Annotated in this window: 15 protein-coding genes; 6 read left to right on the top strand and 9 right to left on the bottom strand. The window is 62.6% G+C overall.

Annotated elements, in window-relative coordinates; all coding sequences use genetic code 11:
- Positions 1 to 69 precede the first annotated feature (69 nt).
- The 3 genes from clpS to ACNAOH_RS11265 form a co-directional block, all read right to left on the bottom strand.
- A complete protein-coding gene (clpS, locus tag ACNAOH_RS11275) occupies positions 70 to 435 on the bottom strand; it encodes an ATP-dependent Clp protease adapter ClpS (protein WP_443970275.1) in 366 nt (121 codons plus the stop codon).
- A 145-nt stretch (positions 436 to 580) separates the two neighbouring features.
- A complete protein-coding gene (locus ACNAOH_RS11270) occupies positions 581 to 1,042 on the bottom strand; it encodes a phasin family protein (protein WP_443970274.1) in 462 nt (153 codons plus the stop codon).
- A gap of 327 nt (positions 1,043 to 1,369) precedes the next feature.
- Positions 1,370 to 3,112, bottom strand: a complete 1,743-nt coding sequence (locus ACNAOH_RS11265; protein ID WP_443970273.1) for a PHA/PHB synthase family protein — start codon at positions 3,110 to 3,112, stop codon at positions 1,370 to 1,372.
- A 123-nt stretch (positions 3,113 to 3,235) separates the two neighbouring features.
- Here ACNAOH_RS11265 and ACNAOH_RS11260 point away from each other — a divergent pair, with 123 nt between their 5' ends.
- Both ACNAOH_RS11260 and ACNAOH_RS11255 read left to right on the top strand, forming a co-directional pair.
- Positions 3,236 to 4,447, top strand: a complete 1,212-nt coding sequence (locus ACNAOH_RS11260) for an LL-diaminopimelate aminotransferase (protein WP_443972117.1) — start codon at positions 3,236 to 3,238, stop codon at positions 4,445 to 4,447.
- Positions 4,444 to 4,932, top strand: a complete 489-nt coding sequence (locus ACNAOH_RS11255; protein WP_443970272.1) for a DUF2721 domain-containing protein — start codon at positions 4,444 to 4,446, stop codon at positions 4,930 to 4,932. Before ACNAOH_RS11260 ends, ACNAOH_RS11255 begins: the two co-directional genes overlap by 4 nt.
- Positions 4,933 to 5,943: 1,011 nt before the next feature.
- Here the strand turns inward: ACNAOH_RS11255 and ACNAOH_RS11250 are convergent.
- Positions 5,944 to 7,209, bottom strand: coding sequence for a glutamate-5-semialdehyde dehydrogenase (locus ACNAOH_RS11250; RefSeq protein WP_443970271.1), 1,266 nt, complete (start codon positions 7,207 to 7,209; stop codon positions 5,944 to 5,946).
- A gap of 122 nt (positions 7,210 to 7,331) precedes the next feature.
- Here ACNAOH_RS11250 and ACNAOH_RS11245 point away from each other — a divergent pair, with 122 nt between their 5' ends.
- Together ACNAOH_RS11245 and ACNAOH_RS11240 are read left to right on the top strand one after the other, a co-directional pair.
- Positions 7,332 to 8,189 (top strand): SDR family oxidoreductase, encoded by an 858-nt coding sequence (locus tag ACNAOH_RS11245; protein ID WP_443970270.1) that lies wholly within the window; start codon positions 7,332 to 7,334, stop codon positions 8,187 to 8,189.
- Positions 8,182 to 8,664 (top strand): hypothetical protein, encoded by a 483-nt coding sequence (locus ACNAOH_RS11240; protein ID WP_443970269.1) that lies wholly within the window; start codon positions 8,182 to 8,184, stop codon positions 8,662 to 8,664. The genes ACNAOH_RS11245 and ACNAOH_RS11240 overlap by 8 nt, the downstream gene beginning before the upstream one ends.
- A gap of 7 nt (positions 8,665 to 8,671) precedes the next feature.
- Here ACNAOH_RS11240 and ACNAOH_RS11235 read toward each other — a convergent pair whose 3' ends face one another.
- The 3 genes from ACNAOH_RS11235 to gluQRS are packed head-to-tail and all read right to left on the bottom strand — an operon-like array spanning position 8,672 to position 10,404.
- On the bottom strand, positions 8,672 to 9,241 hold the full coding sequence (locus tag ACNAOH_RS11235; protein WP_443970268.1) for a cob(I)yrinic acid a,c-diamide adenosyltransferase: 570 nt from the start codon (positions 9,239 to 9,241) through the stop codon (positions 8,672 to 8,674).
- Positions 9,242 to 9,253: 12 nt separating this feature from the next.
- Complete coding sequence (locus ACNAOH_RS11230; protein ID WP_443970267.1) at positions 9,254 to 9,490, bottom strand: twin transmembrane helix small protein; 237 nt, start codon at positions 9,488 to 9,490, stop codon at positions 9,254 to 9,256.
- A gap of 32 nt (positions 9,491 to 9,522) precedes the next feature.
- A complete protein-coding gene (gene gluQRS, locus ACNAOH_RS11225; protein ID WP_443970266.1) occupies positions 9,523 to 10,404 on the bottom strand; it encodes a tRNA glutamyl-Q(34) synthetase GluQRS in 882 nt (293 codons plus the stop codon).
- 104 nt (positions 10,405 to 10,508) lie between these two features.
- Here gluQRS and ACNAOH_RS11220 point away from each other — a divergent pair, with 104 nt between their 5' ends.
- Positions 10,509 to 11,075, top strand: a complete 567-nt coding sequence (locus tag ACNAOH_RS11220) for an HNH endonuclease (protein WP_443970265.1) — start codon at positions 10,509 to 10,511, stop codon at positions 11,073 to 11,075.
- Positions 11,076 to 11,089: 14 nt separating this feature from the next.
- Here ACNAOH_RS11220 and ACNAOH_RS11215 read toward each other — a convergent pair whose 3' ends face one another.
- Positions 11,090 to 11,821, bottom strand: coding sequence for a Crp/Fnr family transcriptional regulator (locus tag ACNAOH_RS11215; protein ID WP_443970264.1), 732 nt, complete (start codon positions 11,819 to 11,821; stop codon positions 11,090 to 11,092).
- A gap of 185 nt (positions 11,822 to 12,006) precedes the next feature.
- On the opposite strand from ACNAOH_RS11215, the gene murA reads away from it, so the two are divergent.
- Entirely contained in the window at positions 12,007 to 13,290 is a 1,284-nt protein-coding gene (gene murA / locus ACNAOH_RS11210) for a UDP-N-acetylglucosamine 1-carboxyvinyltransferase (protein WP_443970263.1), read from the top strand.
- A 150-nt stretch (positions 13,291 to 13,440) separates the two neighbouring features.
- Here murA and ACNAOH_RS11205 read toward each other — a convergent pair whose 3' ends face one another.
- The gene (locus ACNAOH_RS11205) at positions 13,441 to 14,649 is read right to left on the bottom strand and encodes a DUF445 domain-containing protein (protein ID WP_443970262.1); all 1,209 of its coding nucleotides are present in this window, start codon (positions 14,647 to 14,649) and stop codon (positions 13,441 to 13,443) included.
- Positions 14,650 to 14,747 lie beyond the last annotated feature (98 nt).

The following is a 14,747-nucleotide window of genomic DNA, read 5'->3' as shown; positions in this document are numbered from 1 at the left end:
TGAGGGGGTCAAGCGCTCAGCGACAATGGCCGCTGCCGATTCCCTTGCCTTCGTTACGCAATCCTGAAATCAGGCGTTTTCCAAAGTGCACTGGAGCGGATGCTGGTTCTGCCGGGCGTAGTCCATCACTTGATTGACCTTGGTTTCGGCAACTTCATAGCTGAATACGCCACACACGCCGACACCGCGCTGATGCACATGGAGCATCACGCGTGTGGCCTCCTCCATGTCCATGCGGAAAAAGCGCTGAAGGACATCCACGACGAATTCCATCGGCGTGTAATCGTCATTGAGCATCAGCACTTTGTAAGGGGAAGGCTTTTTGGTGCGCGTACGCGTGCGCGTGGCAATGCCCAGGCCAGGACCGCCAGGCCCCTCCTCGTCCTTCCGTCCCGCCATGGACGGCGCGATAGCGCTACAATCTAATCCGCTCATGGTGATGGAGAGAATATGGCACTCAGGTGCCTCAAGGCAAGGGGCCGAGACCAAAGAGCGTGCAATTCCTGAACGTAATACGGGCGGCTCGCAAAAGCGAACCGCCCGTTCCCACGAAATTATTCCTGATTGACGCTTGCTGCGATCAGGCAGCGAGCGACTTGATCTTGTCCGAAACCACCGACACGCGGTTGCTGATCGGCTTGGCGATGTCGCCTGCCAGCTTCAGCATGGTCTCGCTAGACCGGGCGCTCTCAGAAGCCACCGTATCGAAAACCGAGCTCAGAAGCTCGCTCTGCAGCTGGAAGAATTCCGCCGGCGACTTGACGGCCGCGAAGCTCTTGAGCGTGGCGCTGGTCTTCTCGAACGACTTGCGGCCATATTCGGCAGCGTCCTGGCCCAGCGTCTCGACGCCCTTGGCGGCGATCTGGCCAGACTCGACGAGCGCCTCGAGATTGCCCTTGGCAAGCTCGCTCAGCTCTTCGAACGCGCGGCTGGACTTCTCGACAGCCTGCTTCGTCTTGTCATTGAACTCCGAGAAGGCACCCTGGAAGCGGGCCTTGGCTTCTTCGGCATAAGTCTTCGCGGTTTCCATCGCGTCGGTCATCACTATCGCTCCTTCAGTCTGCGACGCCTTATCAAGAGCGTCGGCACCCATATCACTGGTCGCGGCCGTGGCGGTAATTTCAGTGACGCCCGGTTTGCGATCCTCTACTGCGACGGCAACAGGCGCCTTTGCGCCTCTTGCCCTGACCGGACTGCGCGGAGCCGCCGGTCTCTGCCTTTTGGGCGGCGTTACCATGCCGTCCTCCTTTTTGCTGCACTGCAACATAGCAAATGGGGTGAGGATTGCAAGTCCAAAATGATGCAGTGCAACAAAAAGTCACGGCCGGGTTATGTCATCAAGGATTTAGGAAAAGTGGAGGCTGTGCGCCTACCTCTCCCTTACATAGCGACCAGGCGCGTCCTCAATCGCCGCGACATGCCCCTTGCCGGGCTTACGGGCTTTCTTGGCCGAAACGCGGTTGTCGTCGAGCGCCTCAATCCAGGCGAACCAGTCAGGCCACCAGCTGCCCTTGTTCTCGACGGCGCCGGCACGAAATGCTTCCAACGTGTCCACGGGCGCGTCGTTGGTCCAGTATTGATATTTCCCGCTCGCCGGCGGGTTGACCACGCCTGCAATATGCCCGGAGCCCGCCAGCACGAAGCGCAACGGGCCCGAGAAATGATCCTTGATCCGCCACACGCTATATGCCGGCGCGATGTGATCTTCCGCGCCCGCTTGCACATAGGCCGGGGTCCGCACGGCAGAGAGGTCGAGCGGAACGTCCGCCACCGCAATCTCACCCGGCTTCACCAGAAGATTGTCACGATAGAGCTGCGAGAGATAGCTGCGATGCCACTTCGCGGGGAGATTGGTGGTATCGCCATTCCAGAACAGCAGGTCAAATGGCGGATAATCCTGCCCGAGCAGATAATTGTTCACCACATAGGACCAGATGAGGTCATTGCCGCGCAGCAGATTGAAGGTCGCCGCCATATAACGCCCATCCAGAAAGCCGTCGGTCACGAGACTTTCCAGCATGGCGAGCTGATCGTCATCGACGAAGAGCGACAGATCGCCAGCAGCCGAGAAATCCACCTGCGCCGTTAGGAAGGTCGCGCTCGCCACCTTCTCCGCTTCGCCACGTGCCGCGAGATAGGCGAGCGTCATCGCGAGCGTCGTGCCCGCCACGCAATAACCGATCGTATGCACGCTCGGCACATCGAGCAGATCGCGTACCGTATCGATCGCATCGATCTGGCCGCGCAGCACATAGTCGTCCCAGCCCGTGTCGCTCATTGACGCGTCAGCCGATTTCCAGGAGACCATGAACACAGTGATCCCCTGATCGACTGCCCAGCGCACAAAGCTCTTCTGCGGCGAAAGATCGAGAATGTAGAAGCGGTTGATCCACGGCGGGAAGATAACGAGCGGCGTCTCCAGCACTTTCTCCGTGGTCGGTTCATACTGGATGAGCTGATAGAGCGGTGTCTCGTGAATCACCTTGCCGGGCGTCGTCGCCACGTTGACGCCGAGCTCGAAGCCCGAGCCGTCCGTGTGCGTGAGCTGCCCCCGCTCCAGATCATTCAACATATGCTCGAGACCGGCGAGAAGGTTTTCGCCGTTGGTCTCGATCGTCCGCTCGATCACCTGCGGATTGGTGAGCGGAAAGTTGGTCGGGCTCGCCGCATCGATCAGGCTGCGAGTGATGAAACGCAGCTTGTCCTTCTCACGGGCATCGAGGCCGTCCACGCTGTCCGCCAGGCCCATCAGCGTGTCCGACATGAGGAAATAGCTCTGGCGAATGAGGTCGTAGACCGGATGCTCGTGCCAGCGCGCGTCGGAAAAGCGCCGGTCAGACCTGGGAGGCACCGAACCCTCCGTTTCCGGAGCAGCGCCAGCCGAATTGGCAAGGAAGCGCTGCCAAATCGCCAGCCCGTCGTTCGCCGCCCGCGCTTGGATCTCGACGAGGCGCTCAAGATTGAGCGCGGCTGATGGCAGCTTGGGAGCCATGGTGGGCGCGACGAACGCGCTGCTACGTTCCATGATGAGCTGCTGCATATGGCCCATGATGCGGGTCCAGTGCTGCATCTGTTCCAGCGGAGAAGCGGAAAGCGGAGCCTTGGCGTTCATCGATCCTCTGTCCTTGTCGTTGCTTTTGCGTAGCACCGCGAAAGGGCGCGGTATATATGCCAGAGCACGCGAGGGCGGCGGAGTGTCCGCCGCATGCGTTTCATGGAGGTTGTGAAGGTCAAAATGTCCGAAGAGTTCTACCGCATCAAGCGACTGCCGCCCTATGTCATCGCCGAAGTGAATGCGATGCGGGCAGCGGCGCGCGCAGCGGGTGAGGACATTATCGACCTCGGCATGGGCAATCCCGATCTGCCGCCCCCGGCGCACGTCATCGACAAGCTGGTCGAGGTCGCCCAGAAGCCCGGTGCGCATGGTTATTCCCAGTCCAAGGGTATTCCGGGGCTGCGCAGGGCGCAGGCCAATTATTACGCCCGGCGCTTCGGGGTCGATCTCGATCCCGAGACGGAAGTCGTCGTCACCATGGGATCGAAGGAGGGTCTTTCCAGCCTCGCCACCGCGATCACTGCGCCGGGCGACGTCGTGCTTGCGCCGAACCCGTCTTATCCCATCCACACGTTCGGTTTCATCATCGCGGGCGCGACGATCCGCTCGGTGCCCACAACGCCGGACGAGAATTATTTCCGCGCGCTGGAGCGGGCAATGCACTTCACTGTGCCTCGCCCGAGCATCCTCATCGTCAACTATCCCTCCAACCCGACGGCGGAGACGGTGGACCTCGCCTTTTACGAGCGGCTGGTCGCCTGGGCGAAAGAAAACAAGGTGTGGGTCATCTCTGACCTCGCCTATTCCGAGCTCTATTTTGACGGAAATCCGACACCCTCCATCTTGCAGGTGCCGGGCGCGAAGGACGTGGCGATCGAGTTCACATCCATGTCCAAGACATACTCCATGGCCGGATGGCGCATGGGCTTCGCGGTGGGCAACAAGCAGCTCATCGCCGCGCTGACACGCGTGAAGAGCTATCTCGACTATGGCGCCTTCACCCCGATTCAGGCAGCCGCCTGCGCAGCGCTCAATGGCCCGCAGGATATCGTTGAGAAAAACCGCCAGCTCTATCATAAGCGCCGCGACGTGCTGGTGGAGAGCTTCGGACGTGCGGGCTGGGACATTCCGCCATCAAAAGCATCGATGTTCTGCTGGGCGCCGCTTCCGCCTGCGCTCAAGGACATGGGCAGCCTCGAATTCTCCAAGCAGTTGCTCACCCATGCAAAGGTCGCGGTGGCGGCTGGCGTCGGCTATGGCGAGGACGGCGAAGGGTTCGTTCGCATCGCGATGGTGGAGAACGAACAACGCCTGCGACAGGCGGCACGCAATGTGAAGCGCTATCTTCAATCGATGGGCATCAACACGCCTGCGGATAAGGGCGCGGCATGAACGAACTGCAGGCGCTCGCCACGCCTGAAGTCAGCCTCGTTGCTCACACGATTCAGCTTGCCGTAGCGCCGGTGTTCTTGCTTGCGGGCATCGCCGGCTTCCTCAACGTCTGCGCCAGCCGGCTGGCCCGCGTGATCGACCGGGCGCGCGTCATCGAGAAACTCGTGCCCGCGTCGGTCGGCGCGGAGCACGAGCGGCTCATTGCGGAGATTCGCATTCTCGACCGGCGTATTGGCATTGTGAACATGGCGATTTTCTTCACGGTGCTATCCGCCCTGCTTATTTGCGCCGTGGTCGTGCTGCTTTTCGCGTCCAATCTCGCGGACGTGAATCTGGGCACCCTGATCGCGTTGCTGTTCATTGGATCGATGCTCTCGATCGGCTCGGGTTTCGCGACGTTTATTCAGGAGACGCGGCTCTCCGGACGCGCCATCCGCATCCGCAACGAGATCCTCTATCATGAGGTCGATACGAAGCTAGACTAAGCGGCACGGTGACCGGGAAGCCGCCTTTTATCTACAGAACACCCAAAACGAGAGGGGCCGCGGGAGCATGAAGCTCCACACGGCCCATCGTGCATGGTCAGCGGCCGGAAGTGCCGCCCCCGGGGTCTTTTCGCTGCGTCAACTCATCGTACCGACGAGTTTCGCGCGACCCAAGCCTTAGCGGCTATAGGTTCCCCGAACGGACTTGACCGACCTCACTACTGAACCATGAGACATCGGATCACCTCCTTTCGCTATGTTGAAGCCTGCGCACCGGTTCGGCTGGAAGCCTTTGATCCGGTAACGCCCTGAATGTGAATCAGGAGCGTCACACGATCAAGACTTGTATTTTTCTTTTTTGGAATCATACTTTCGCGTCCGCACAAACCGGCCTGCCCGTAGAGGCGCGGACACCCCCGAAATCAGCCCCGGCAATCCTCTATAACGCGTGCCACCTCGGCCCACGCCGGCGCGATGATGCGCGGCAGCCCGCCGCCCTCGATCGCAAAGCGCCCGCGCGAGAAAGCCATCTGATCGAACACCGGGTCACTCGCGGGACGCGCAGCCTCCAGCCTGGGCTGAGGGCTAGCGGCGATTGTCGCAGGCCACGAGACTGCGCCGAACGTCGTTCGAATAACGAGCACAGGGGTTCCCACCGCGCTGCCTGATCGTGAGATCGTCACCCGTCGCGTTGCCGTCTCGCAGCGCAGGGCGAGTGGACTACCCGTTGATACCGAGCCAAAGGTGGCGCTGCTCCCCGCTGCGCTCTTCGCATATGTCCAGTTGCCCGGCGTCACTGGCGCTTCCTCCCATGCCGCAGGCGCGGGCGGAGGAGGAACCGGTGCGGGGGCTGGCGCTGGTGCCGGAGCAACAGGTGGGGGCGGCGCGGCTGGCGGGGGAACGCACGATGAAAGGCTCAGCGCCAGCCCCGATATGCCGAGGCATGCCAATAGGCAGAGTCTCTTGCTTGCTTGCCGCATCATTTTTGCCCTGCCTTTTTAGGGATGGATCTTAGGGACGTGTCTGACCCGTACCACGGACCAGCCATTTATATGTGGTCAGCCCTTCCAGCGCCACCGGCCCGCGCGCATGAAGGCGGCCGGTGGAAATTCCGATCTCGGCGCCAAGGCCGAACTCGCCCCCGTCCGCGAACTGGCTAGACGCGTTCCACATGACGATTGCGCTATCGCACTCGTTAAGGAAACGCTCGGCCGTAGCGGCATTCTCCGTGACGATCGCATCAGTGTGGTGGCTGCCATATTGAGCGATATGGGCCAGCGCCTCATCCACGCTGTCGACCATGCGCGCGGAGACGATCGCGTCCAGATACTCGGTGCCCCAGTCGCTTTCGCTCACCGCTTCCACTCGCTGATCGAGCGCCGCAATCTCCTTGTCGCCGCGCACGTCGCAGCGTGCATCAAGCAGCATAGTGACGAGGCCAGCCGGATCAGCATAGGCGCGGTCGATGAGTAGCGTTTCCATTGATCCGCAAATGCCAGTGCGCCGCATCTTTGCGTTAAGGACGATCGCCTTGGCCATTTCGGGATCGGCAGCGGCATGGACATAGGTGTGGCAAATGCCGTCGAGGTGAGCGAGCACCGGCACCCGCGCTTCCTCCTGGACCCGCGCCACCAGACTCTTGCCGCCGCGCGGCACGATGATGTCGATAAACTCGTTTGCGCGGAGCATGGCACCCACGGCGGCCCGATCCGTCGTGGGGACCAGTTGCACAGCGCCGGCGGGAAGGCCCGCAGCCTCAATTCCCGCAGCCATGGCGGCGTGAAGCGCGCGATTGCTCTCGATCGCTTCCGATCCGCCGCGCAGGATAACTGCATTGCCGGAGGCGAGGCCCAGCGCGGCCGCGTCGGCGGTCACATTGGGGCGGCTTTCATAGATGATGCCGATCACTCCGAGCGGAACGCGCACGCGCTCCAGCTTCAGGCCATTGGGCCGCTCGCTGCGGTCGATCACTTGACCGACCGGATCTGGCAGAGCCGCCACGCTTGCTACGGCGTCCGCGATTGCTGCCACTCGCGCTTCGTCGAGCTTCAGCCGGTCGAGCATCGCAGCCGACAGTCCGTTGGCTGCGCCCCGCTCCATGTCGGCACGGTTGGCCCGGATGATCTCAGCCGACGCGACGCGAATCGCTGCAGCCGCCGCCTTGAGCGCTTCCCCCTTCTGCGCGGTTGATGCCTGCGCCACGATCGTGGCGGCCCGCCGTGCGCGCGCGCCCATTGTTGCAATCAGCATTTCCGGCGTCTGGGTCAGGTCGTTCACATCATGCTCCTTCGTGGCGGGGCCATATCATGTGCGCTGGGCCGAGCAAATGGGCGGGTGAAGCCGTGCAACACTTCATGCCAGCAGGGGTTTCCTCAACATGCGACAAACAGGAGACCCGCATGACCAGCGAGAATTTCACTGACATGATCCACGAAGACGGTCTGCCGGGGCACGAAAGCGGAATGGACCAAAAGCCAAACTGGCGCCCTCGTTACCCGGGATCGGGCCGCCTGACTGGCAAAGTGGCGCTTATCACGGGGGCGGATAGTGGCATCGGGCGCGCCGTGGCCGCGCTCTACGCGCGGGAGGGAGCGGACATCGCGATCCTCTATCTGTGCGAGAATGATGACGCTGAGCAAACAAAGCGGATCGTGATCGCCGAGGGGCGCCGCGCCATAACCATTGCGGGCGATGTGGGAGACCGGGCGTTCTGCGATGACGCCGTCTCTCAGGTGATCGACGAGTTCGGCCGGCTGGACATTCTCGTCAACAATGCAGGCGAGCAGCATCCCGACAAGGACATCCGCGACATTAGCGAGGAACAGTTGCGTCGGACATTTCAGACCAACATCTTCGGCATGTTCTTCCTGACGCAGGCCGCACGGCCGCATCTCAAGGCCGGGTCCGCAATCATCAATTGCACCAGCATCACCATGTATCAGGGCAGCGCGGAATTGCTGGACTATGCGAGCACCAAGGGCGCGATTACTGCATTCACCCGGTCGCTCTCCGAGAACCTTATCGGGGACGGCATCCGCGTGAACGCCGTCGCGCCGGGTCCGATCTGGACCCCGCTCAATCCGTGCGGCGGCGCATCTCCGGAGAAGCTCGCCCATTTCGGCGAGGATACCCCGATGGGCCGGCCCGGCCAGCCCAATGAAGTGGCGCCCTCTTTTCTCTTTCTCGCCTGCGAGGATAGCAGCTACATGTCCGGTCAGGTGCTGCATCCCAATGGCGGAACGGTTGTGAATGGCTAGGCGAGCGAGTTGGCTTTCTGTTTTTGCGATTGCGCTACTGGCCGGCTGCTCCGGCGAGCCGGAAAAGGTCGCAACCAACGACGCCAGTGACAACGATGCTGTAACACAGATCGACGAGGATCTTCCCGATCTCCCCGCTTCGCGGAATGTTGCGGCCCCGGATGCAACCGACTCTCCTTTGGCAGCCGCCACCGACGGTCAGATCCCGCCGCGATTCTGGGGGCAATGGCGGACCAGCCGCAAGAGCTGCGACGATCGCCGCGATACCATGGGCGTCACGATCAGTGCTGACCGTCTCCTGTTCTACGAAAGCGAGGGTCGGGTGAAAGCAGTGCGGGAAACCGGTCCGAACGCGCTCACTCTTTCCGCCGACTATACTGGCGAAGGGGAGAGCTGGTCTCGCTGGTCTTCCCTCAAACTGACCGACAAGGACGAACTGCTACTCGACGATGTGCGCAGGGTGCGTTGCCCCTAGGAAAGTGTCAGCGGCTGCCGCCCGGCACCCACAGCACGTCGCCCTCGGCCCGGTTGAGCCATCGGGCAAGGACGAACAGCAGGTCCGACAGGCGGTTGAGATAGGCCGTCGCATTTGGATTGATGGAAACTTCCCTACCCGCAGTCACGAGCGCGCGCTCCGCGCGGCGCACAATAGCTCGCGCCAGATGCACATGGGCGGCCGCTATTGTTCCGCCTGGCAGAATGAAGCTTCTTAGGGGCTCAAGATCCGCGTTGAACCGGTCTATCGCATCCTCAAGGTTCGTCACCTGTGCTGCGATAATTCGCAGCACCATTTCTGAGGGTGTGAAATCATCGCCCGGTGTCGCAATGTCCGCGCCAAGATCGAACAGATCATTCTGTACCCGCTGCAATAGCGCAGCGATGTCATCCCCGCCTTCCAACGCAGCGACAGCGACCCCTATGGCGCTGTTCGCTTCATCGACTTCGCCGATCGCAGCCAAGCGCGCGCTGTCCTTCGGCGCGCGGCTTCCGTCTACTAGGCCGGTGGTGCCGTCGTCGCCTGTGCGGGTGTAGATGCGATTAAGGCGCACCAAGGCGGCTGGCGCCTACTTGCCGCTGTTCATCAGCAGGATGAGAGCCACGATGAGCACAGCCGCTGCCTGAAAGGTGATGCGCATCATCATCATCTTGTTCTGCTTGAGGCTGGACTGGCTTGGCCCATTGGCGCCGTTCTTAAGCTCTTCCTCGGTGGTCTTGAGGAATGTCACGATGCCGCGCACCAGTGCGTAGAGAGTGGCACCCATGGCGAGGATCAGCAGAATGACGAGCAATACATTGCCCATGGGACTCTCCTTTGGTTGGCCGTGATGTAAGGTCAGGCGACCCTGATTCCAAGCGGGAACCGCCCCGCGCGCAGGTCTCCGGCCAGTTCAATGCCGGAGACCCCCTGTGCGCGCAGAGCGGAGAGGGTCAGGGCAGCATCGCGCTTGGCAAGGCGGCGCCCTTCCGCATCGACGAGAAGCGCGTGGTGCCGGTAGGCCGGCGTCGGCAAGTCCAGCAAGGCCTGCAGCAAACGATGGACGTGCGTGGCTTCGAAGAGATCCTGCCCCCGCACGATGAGCGTGATTCCCATTTCCGCATCATCCAGCGTCGCGCACAGATGATAGCTTCCGGGCGCGTCCTTGCGCGAGAGCACGATGTCGCCGGCTGCGCTTGGCTCCGCGTCGATCCAGCCCCGCCCTTCGTCATGCCAGCGCAAGGCGCCGACGCGCGCCACACTCCGCGCCATGTCCAGCCGCCAGGCATGGGCCTGCCCCTCCTCCAGCCGGCAGAGCCGCTCCGCCGGGTCCATCTCGCGGCAGGTGCCGGGATAGACCGGTCCTTCCGGACCGTGCGGCGCTGAACCGCTTGCCGCGATCTGGGCGAGGATGTCCGCCCGTGTGCAGAAGCAGGGATAGGCCAACCCTTCCCCGATCAGGCGATCGAGCGCGGCGCGATGGGCGGATGCGCGGGTGGACTGGATGATGGGTTCGCCCGCCCAGTCGATCCCCAACCAGACAAGATCCTCCAATATGCCATCGATATGCTCGGGGCGGCTCCGCGTTCCATCGATGTCCTCAATGCGCAGGCGGAAGGCTCCGTCGCTCTCACGCGCAGCATCATAGGCCATCAGGGCCGACCAGCCATGGCCGATATGCAGCCTGCCGGTGGGGCTCGGGGCGAAGCGCGTCACCACATGTCGCGTCACCTGCACCATTCTTACACAAGCGCTTGACGCGGAGTCACGAGAAGTGCTGTCATATGGGCGTCACGCTTCCCTGGTTATGAGCGGGGCACGAAAATGGGGGACGAACCGGCGTCATGTACCATCCCGAACGAATACGGCACCCCGAAAACTGTCCGGCGCTGGTGTTGAACGCGGACTACACCCCCCTTTCTTATTATCCCCTGAGCCTCTGGCCCTGGCAAACCGCCATCAAGGCGGTTTTTTTGGATCGGGTGGACATCATCGCAAGCTATGACCGGGAAGTGCATTCACCCAGCTTCGAGATGAAGATCCCATCGGTGATCGCGCTCAAGCAATATGTGAAGCCGAGCGAATATCCTGCGTTCACCCGGTTCAATCTCTTCCTGCGGGATCGCTTCGCCTGCCAGTACTGCGGATCACCGAGCGACCTGACCTTCGATCATGTGGTGCCGCGCCGAGCCGGTGGCCGCACCACATGGGAGAATGTTGCCACGGCCTGTGCACCGTGCAACCTCAAGAAAGGTGGACGTACGCCGCGTGAAGCAGGCATGAAGCTCCGCGAGCACCCTATCCGCCCGACAAGCTGGCAACTGCTCGAACATGGGCGCGGCTTCCCGCCCAATTATCTGCATGAGAGCTGGCACGACTGGCTTTATTGGGATGTCGAGCTGCTCGCCTGATCGAGCCCGCCGGCTCAACCGTTGGGGAACCAGTCGATATCGAGCTCGCGATAGCGGTTCACATAGTGCCCCGCCTGCCGCAGCTGCTGCTCCTCGCGGATGATGATCGCTCCATTCTCACGGCTGATCAGCCCTTCCTCCTCAAGCTGACGGAACATGCGATTGACGTGGACCGAGGTCAGGCCAAGCGCATCGCCGATCTCCTCCTGCGTCAGTCGCAGATCGAATCTGTCCACCAGCTTTTCGTCCATCAGCCGAAGCCGGTCGAACATGTCGAGAAGGAACGCCGCGAGACGGGATTTCGCGGATGAGCGCCCCACGGAAGCCAGTCGGTCGTTTAGCGACACGCGCTCCGTTTGCGATATGACGAACATGAGCGCAGCGACGCGGGGGTGCTCCTGTAGAAGCTCGCGCAGGGCATGTTTGTCGAAGGGGCAAACCTCTCCATCCGTTACGGCCACCAGCGATTCGGGCGCCCGGCCATAGACGGTGCTCGCCGCACCCACGAAATCGCCAGGGAAATGCACGCGCAATATCTGCCGCTGACCGTCAGGCAAGATGACGTAGCTCATCAGTCGCCCGCGCGAGAGCACGAACAGTTCCTTTACGACCTCATGCTCCCTCTGGATCACTTGTCCGCGCCGCACCGGCCGCGGATTTTCCTCCAGCCTCTCTAAAGCGCGTTCCTCAGCAGGTGTTAGTCGCAAATGTTTGCCAATACGCGCAGCGAAACAACTTTTCGTCACCTGTTATCCTATCTTTCCACCCGCCGCGCTCTGATCGTTTCCCGGCCATAACGCTTGATCACTGCTTTTGGCTTCATGGGAAAACCGCGCACTAAACTGGATCAGGACGGAAGCGATATTATCTGCGGCGATCCGTTTTCGCCGCCCGCTTGCACCACGCACGGGAAGAGCTATGACGCTCGACAATGGATCGCATCATCATCCGCGGCGGCAAGCCGCTCTCCGGAAAGCTTCCCGTGTCCGGCGCCAAGAACGCCGCGCTCACGCTGCTCCCCTGCGCGCTTCTGACCGACGAGCCGGTAACACTGCGCAACCTGCCTCGCCTCGCGGATGTCGACAGCTTCGGCCATCTGCTGAATCAGCTGGGTGTCTCGACGATGATCGAGGGCGCGCGGCCCGAGGATTTCGGCCGGGTGATGACGCTGCGCGCGGGGCGTGTGACCTCCACGGTCGCGCCCTATGACATCGTGCGCAAGATGCGCGCCTCCATCCTGGTGCTTGGCCCGCTGCTCGCCCGCGCCGGCGAGGCGACGGTGTCGCTCCCCGGCGGCTGCGCGATCGGTAACCGCCCGATCGACCTCCACCTCAAAGCGCTGGAAGCCTTCGGCGCAATCATCGAGATCACGGCGGGCTATGTGAAGGCGAGTGCGCCGGACGGCGGCCTGCCAGGCGGTAATTACAGCTTCCCTGTCGTCTCCGTGGGCGCGACTGAGAACGCGCTGATGGCAGCCGTGCTGGCCAATGGCATCAGCCGCCTTGAGAACGCCGCGCGCGAGCCCGAGATCGTCGATCTCTGCCGGCTGCTCGTGGCGATGGGCGCGGAGATCGAGGGTATCGGCACCGATACGCTGATCGTCCATGGCAAGCCGCGCCTGCACGGCGCCACCTATGCCGTCATGCCGGACCGGATCGAAGCGGGCAGCTATGCCTGCGCTGCGGCGATTACGGGTGGCGACCTGGAACTGGTCGGCGCCAGCGCGGAAGACATGCACGCCATTCTCGCCGGTCTGCGCGAGGCAGGGGTCCATATCGAGGAGAAGCGGGGCAGCATCCGCGTCGCGGCCGATGGCCGCCTCAAGCCCCTGACGCTCTCCACGGCGCCCTTCCCTGCCTTCCCCACCGACATGCAAGCGCAGTTCATGGCGATGCTCACGCTTGCCGACGGCGCGAGCGTGCTCACCGAGACGATCTTCGAGAACCGCTACATGCATGTGCCCGAGCTGGCGCGCATGGGCGCTGACATCACCGTCAATGGCCGCACTGCCGTGGTGCGCGGCGTCGCCGGGCTGACTGGCGCGCCTGTGATGGCGACGGATCTCCGCGCGTCCATGAGCCTGGTGCTCGCCGGGCTTGCCGCGCAGGGGGAGACACAGGTCAACCGCGTCTACCATCTCGACCGCGGCTATGAGCGGCTGGAAGAGAAGCTCCAAGCCGTCGGCGCCGACATCGAGCGCGCCAGCGACGGGTAGAACAGCTGAGGTCAACCTCTTCCGGACCAGTCGAAAGGTTCTAAAGGTTACAGTCCTTGGAGCAAAAAACCGCGCTCTGTGATGGCCCGACCGGGTTAATCCGGAACCGACTTACCTGCCTCTAAAAGGGGCAAGTAGGAAAGCGCAATATTACCCAATCAGCACATCGATCGTGTGAAGTGTGACGCCGACGAGTCCGCCAACCAGCGTGCCATTGATGCGGATATATTGAAGGTCGCGGCCGACGGCCTGCTCCAACCGATCGGTCACGGTGCGCGCATCCCAGCCGCGCACTGTCTCGCTCACCAGCTTGACGATGCCCCCGCCATAGCGCGCCGCCGTGCCCGCCACGATCCGGCGGGAAAAGCGGTTCACCAGCGTGGCGAGGCGAGGATCGTCCTGCAGCGTCTGCCCAAGCTGGCGAGCCAGCTCGCCCAGCCGCCCGGCCAGCGCCGCGTCGGGATCCCGCGCGGCTTTGAGCATCCCCGTGCGGAGCTGCTGCCACAGGCCGTCCATCCAGCGCTGCATCGCCGCGTTTGCGATCAACTCGTCGCGCACGCGCTCCACCCGCGCTTTCATCTCTTCATCGTGCTGAAGATCCCAGGCGAGCTTCGCGAGCCCTTCTTCCGCCTTCAGACGCAGGGCATGATCCGGATCGTCAGCGGCCTCCTGCAGCAGCTTGTCCAGACCGTTGACAATCGCCCCTGCCAGCTTCTCGTCAAGACCGGTCCAGCGCATGATCGTGCCGGCCCGCTCATGCACCATGTTGTGAATGAGCGGCGCATTAGCTTCCAGCGTGCGAGCCGCCCACTTGATAAAGGCGTCCATAACGGGGGCATGGCGCCCGTCCCGCATCGCGGCTTCCAGCGCCTGTCCCAGCATGGGACCCAGATTGAGCGCGCCAATCCGCTGCACGAGCGCACCCTTGATCATCCCGCCGAGCCGCTCGTCTCCCAACGCGTCGAGCACATCCGCGATCATGCGGGATGCGCCGCTCCGCACGCGCTGGTCTCCCACCGAAGGGGCGGCAAGCAGGCGACCGGCCGCGCCAGCCACGTCGAGACGGCCCATTCGCCGCGCGACCACGCCGGGGGTGAGAAAATTATCCCGCAGGAACAGCGCCAGCGCCTCGCCGATCCTGTCCTTATTGCGCGGAATAATTGCCGTGTGCGGGATCGGTAGCCCCATCGGGTGTCGGAACAGCGCCGTCACGGCAAACCAGTCGGCAAGGCCGCCGACCATCGCAGCCTCGGCAAAGGCGCGAAGAAAACCCACTGCCGGATGCAGAGGCTCGGCCCAGCGCGTCGCGAGATAAAGACAGGCCATGATGACGAGCAGGCCGGTCGCGACGATCCGCATCCGGCGCGCACCTCCCTGAACAGGCCCAAGCCGCACCATCAGAGCTGGTTTCTCGTCATCCCGTCTGAAATGGTCGCGAACAGGACGCTTGGCAAGAG

Origin of the sequence: Sphingobium sp. CR28, from assembly GCF_052327305.1 — a bacterium.
Lineage (GTDB): Bacteria > Pseudomonadota > Alphaproteobacteria > Sphingomonadales > Sphingomonadaceae > Sphingobium.
The sequence above is the reverse complement of the archived record's forward strand: the minus strand, read 5'-3'. Positions and strand labels throughout refer to the sequence as shown.

Bases quoted from the DNA above. Each gene is read 5' to 3' on its own strand.
- ACNAOH_RS11230 (WP_443970267.1), bottom strand. From the start codon at position 9,490: ATGGGCAATGTATTGCTCGTCATTCTGCTGATCCTCGCCATGGGTGCC.
- ACNAOH_RS11270 (WP_443970274.1), bottom strand. From the start codon at position 1,042: ATGACCGACGCGATGGAAACCGCGAAGACTTATGCCGAAGAAGCCAAG.
- clpS (WP_443970275.1), bottom strand. From the start codon at position 435: ATGAGCGGATTAGATTGTAGCGCTATCGCGCCGTCCATGGCGGGACGG.
- ACNAOH_RS11220 (WP_443970265.1), top strand. From the start codon at position 10,509: ATGTACCATCCCGAACGAATACGGCACCCCGAAAACTGTCCGGCGCTG.
- ACNAOH_RS11240 (WP_443970269.1), top strand. From the start codon at position 8,182: ATGGCTAGGCGAGCGAGTTGGCTTTCTGTTTTTGCGATTGCGCTACTG.
- ACNAOH_RS11265 (WP_443970273.1), bottom strand. From the start codon at position 3,112: ATGAACGCCAAGGCTCCGCTTTCCGCTTCTCCGCTGGAACAGATGCAG.
- ACNAOH_RS11255 (WP_443970272.1), top strand. From the start codon at position 4,444: ATGAACGAACTGCAGGCGCTCGCCACGCCTGAAGTCAGCCTCGTTGCT.
- ACNAOH_RS11260 (WP_443972117.1), top strand. From the start codon at position 3,236: ATGTCCGAAGAGTTCTACCGCATCAAGCGACTGCCGCCCTATGTCATC.
- ACNAOH_RS11205 (WP_443970262.1), bottom strand. From the start codon at position 14,649: ATGCGGATCGTCGCGACCGGCCTGCTCGTCATCATGGCCTGTCTTTAT.
- gluQRS (WP_443970266.1), bottom strand. From the start codon at position 10,404: ATGGTGCAGGTGACGCGACATGTGGTGACGCGCTTCGCCCCGAGCCCC.
- ACNAOH_RS11245 (WP_443970270.1), top strand. From the start codon at position 7,332: ATGACCAGCGAGAATTTCACTGACATGATCCACGAAGACGGTCTGCCG.
- murA (WP_443970263.1), top strand. From the start codon at position 12,007: ATGGATCGCATCATCATCCGCGGCGGCAAGCCGCTCTCCGGAAAGCTT.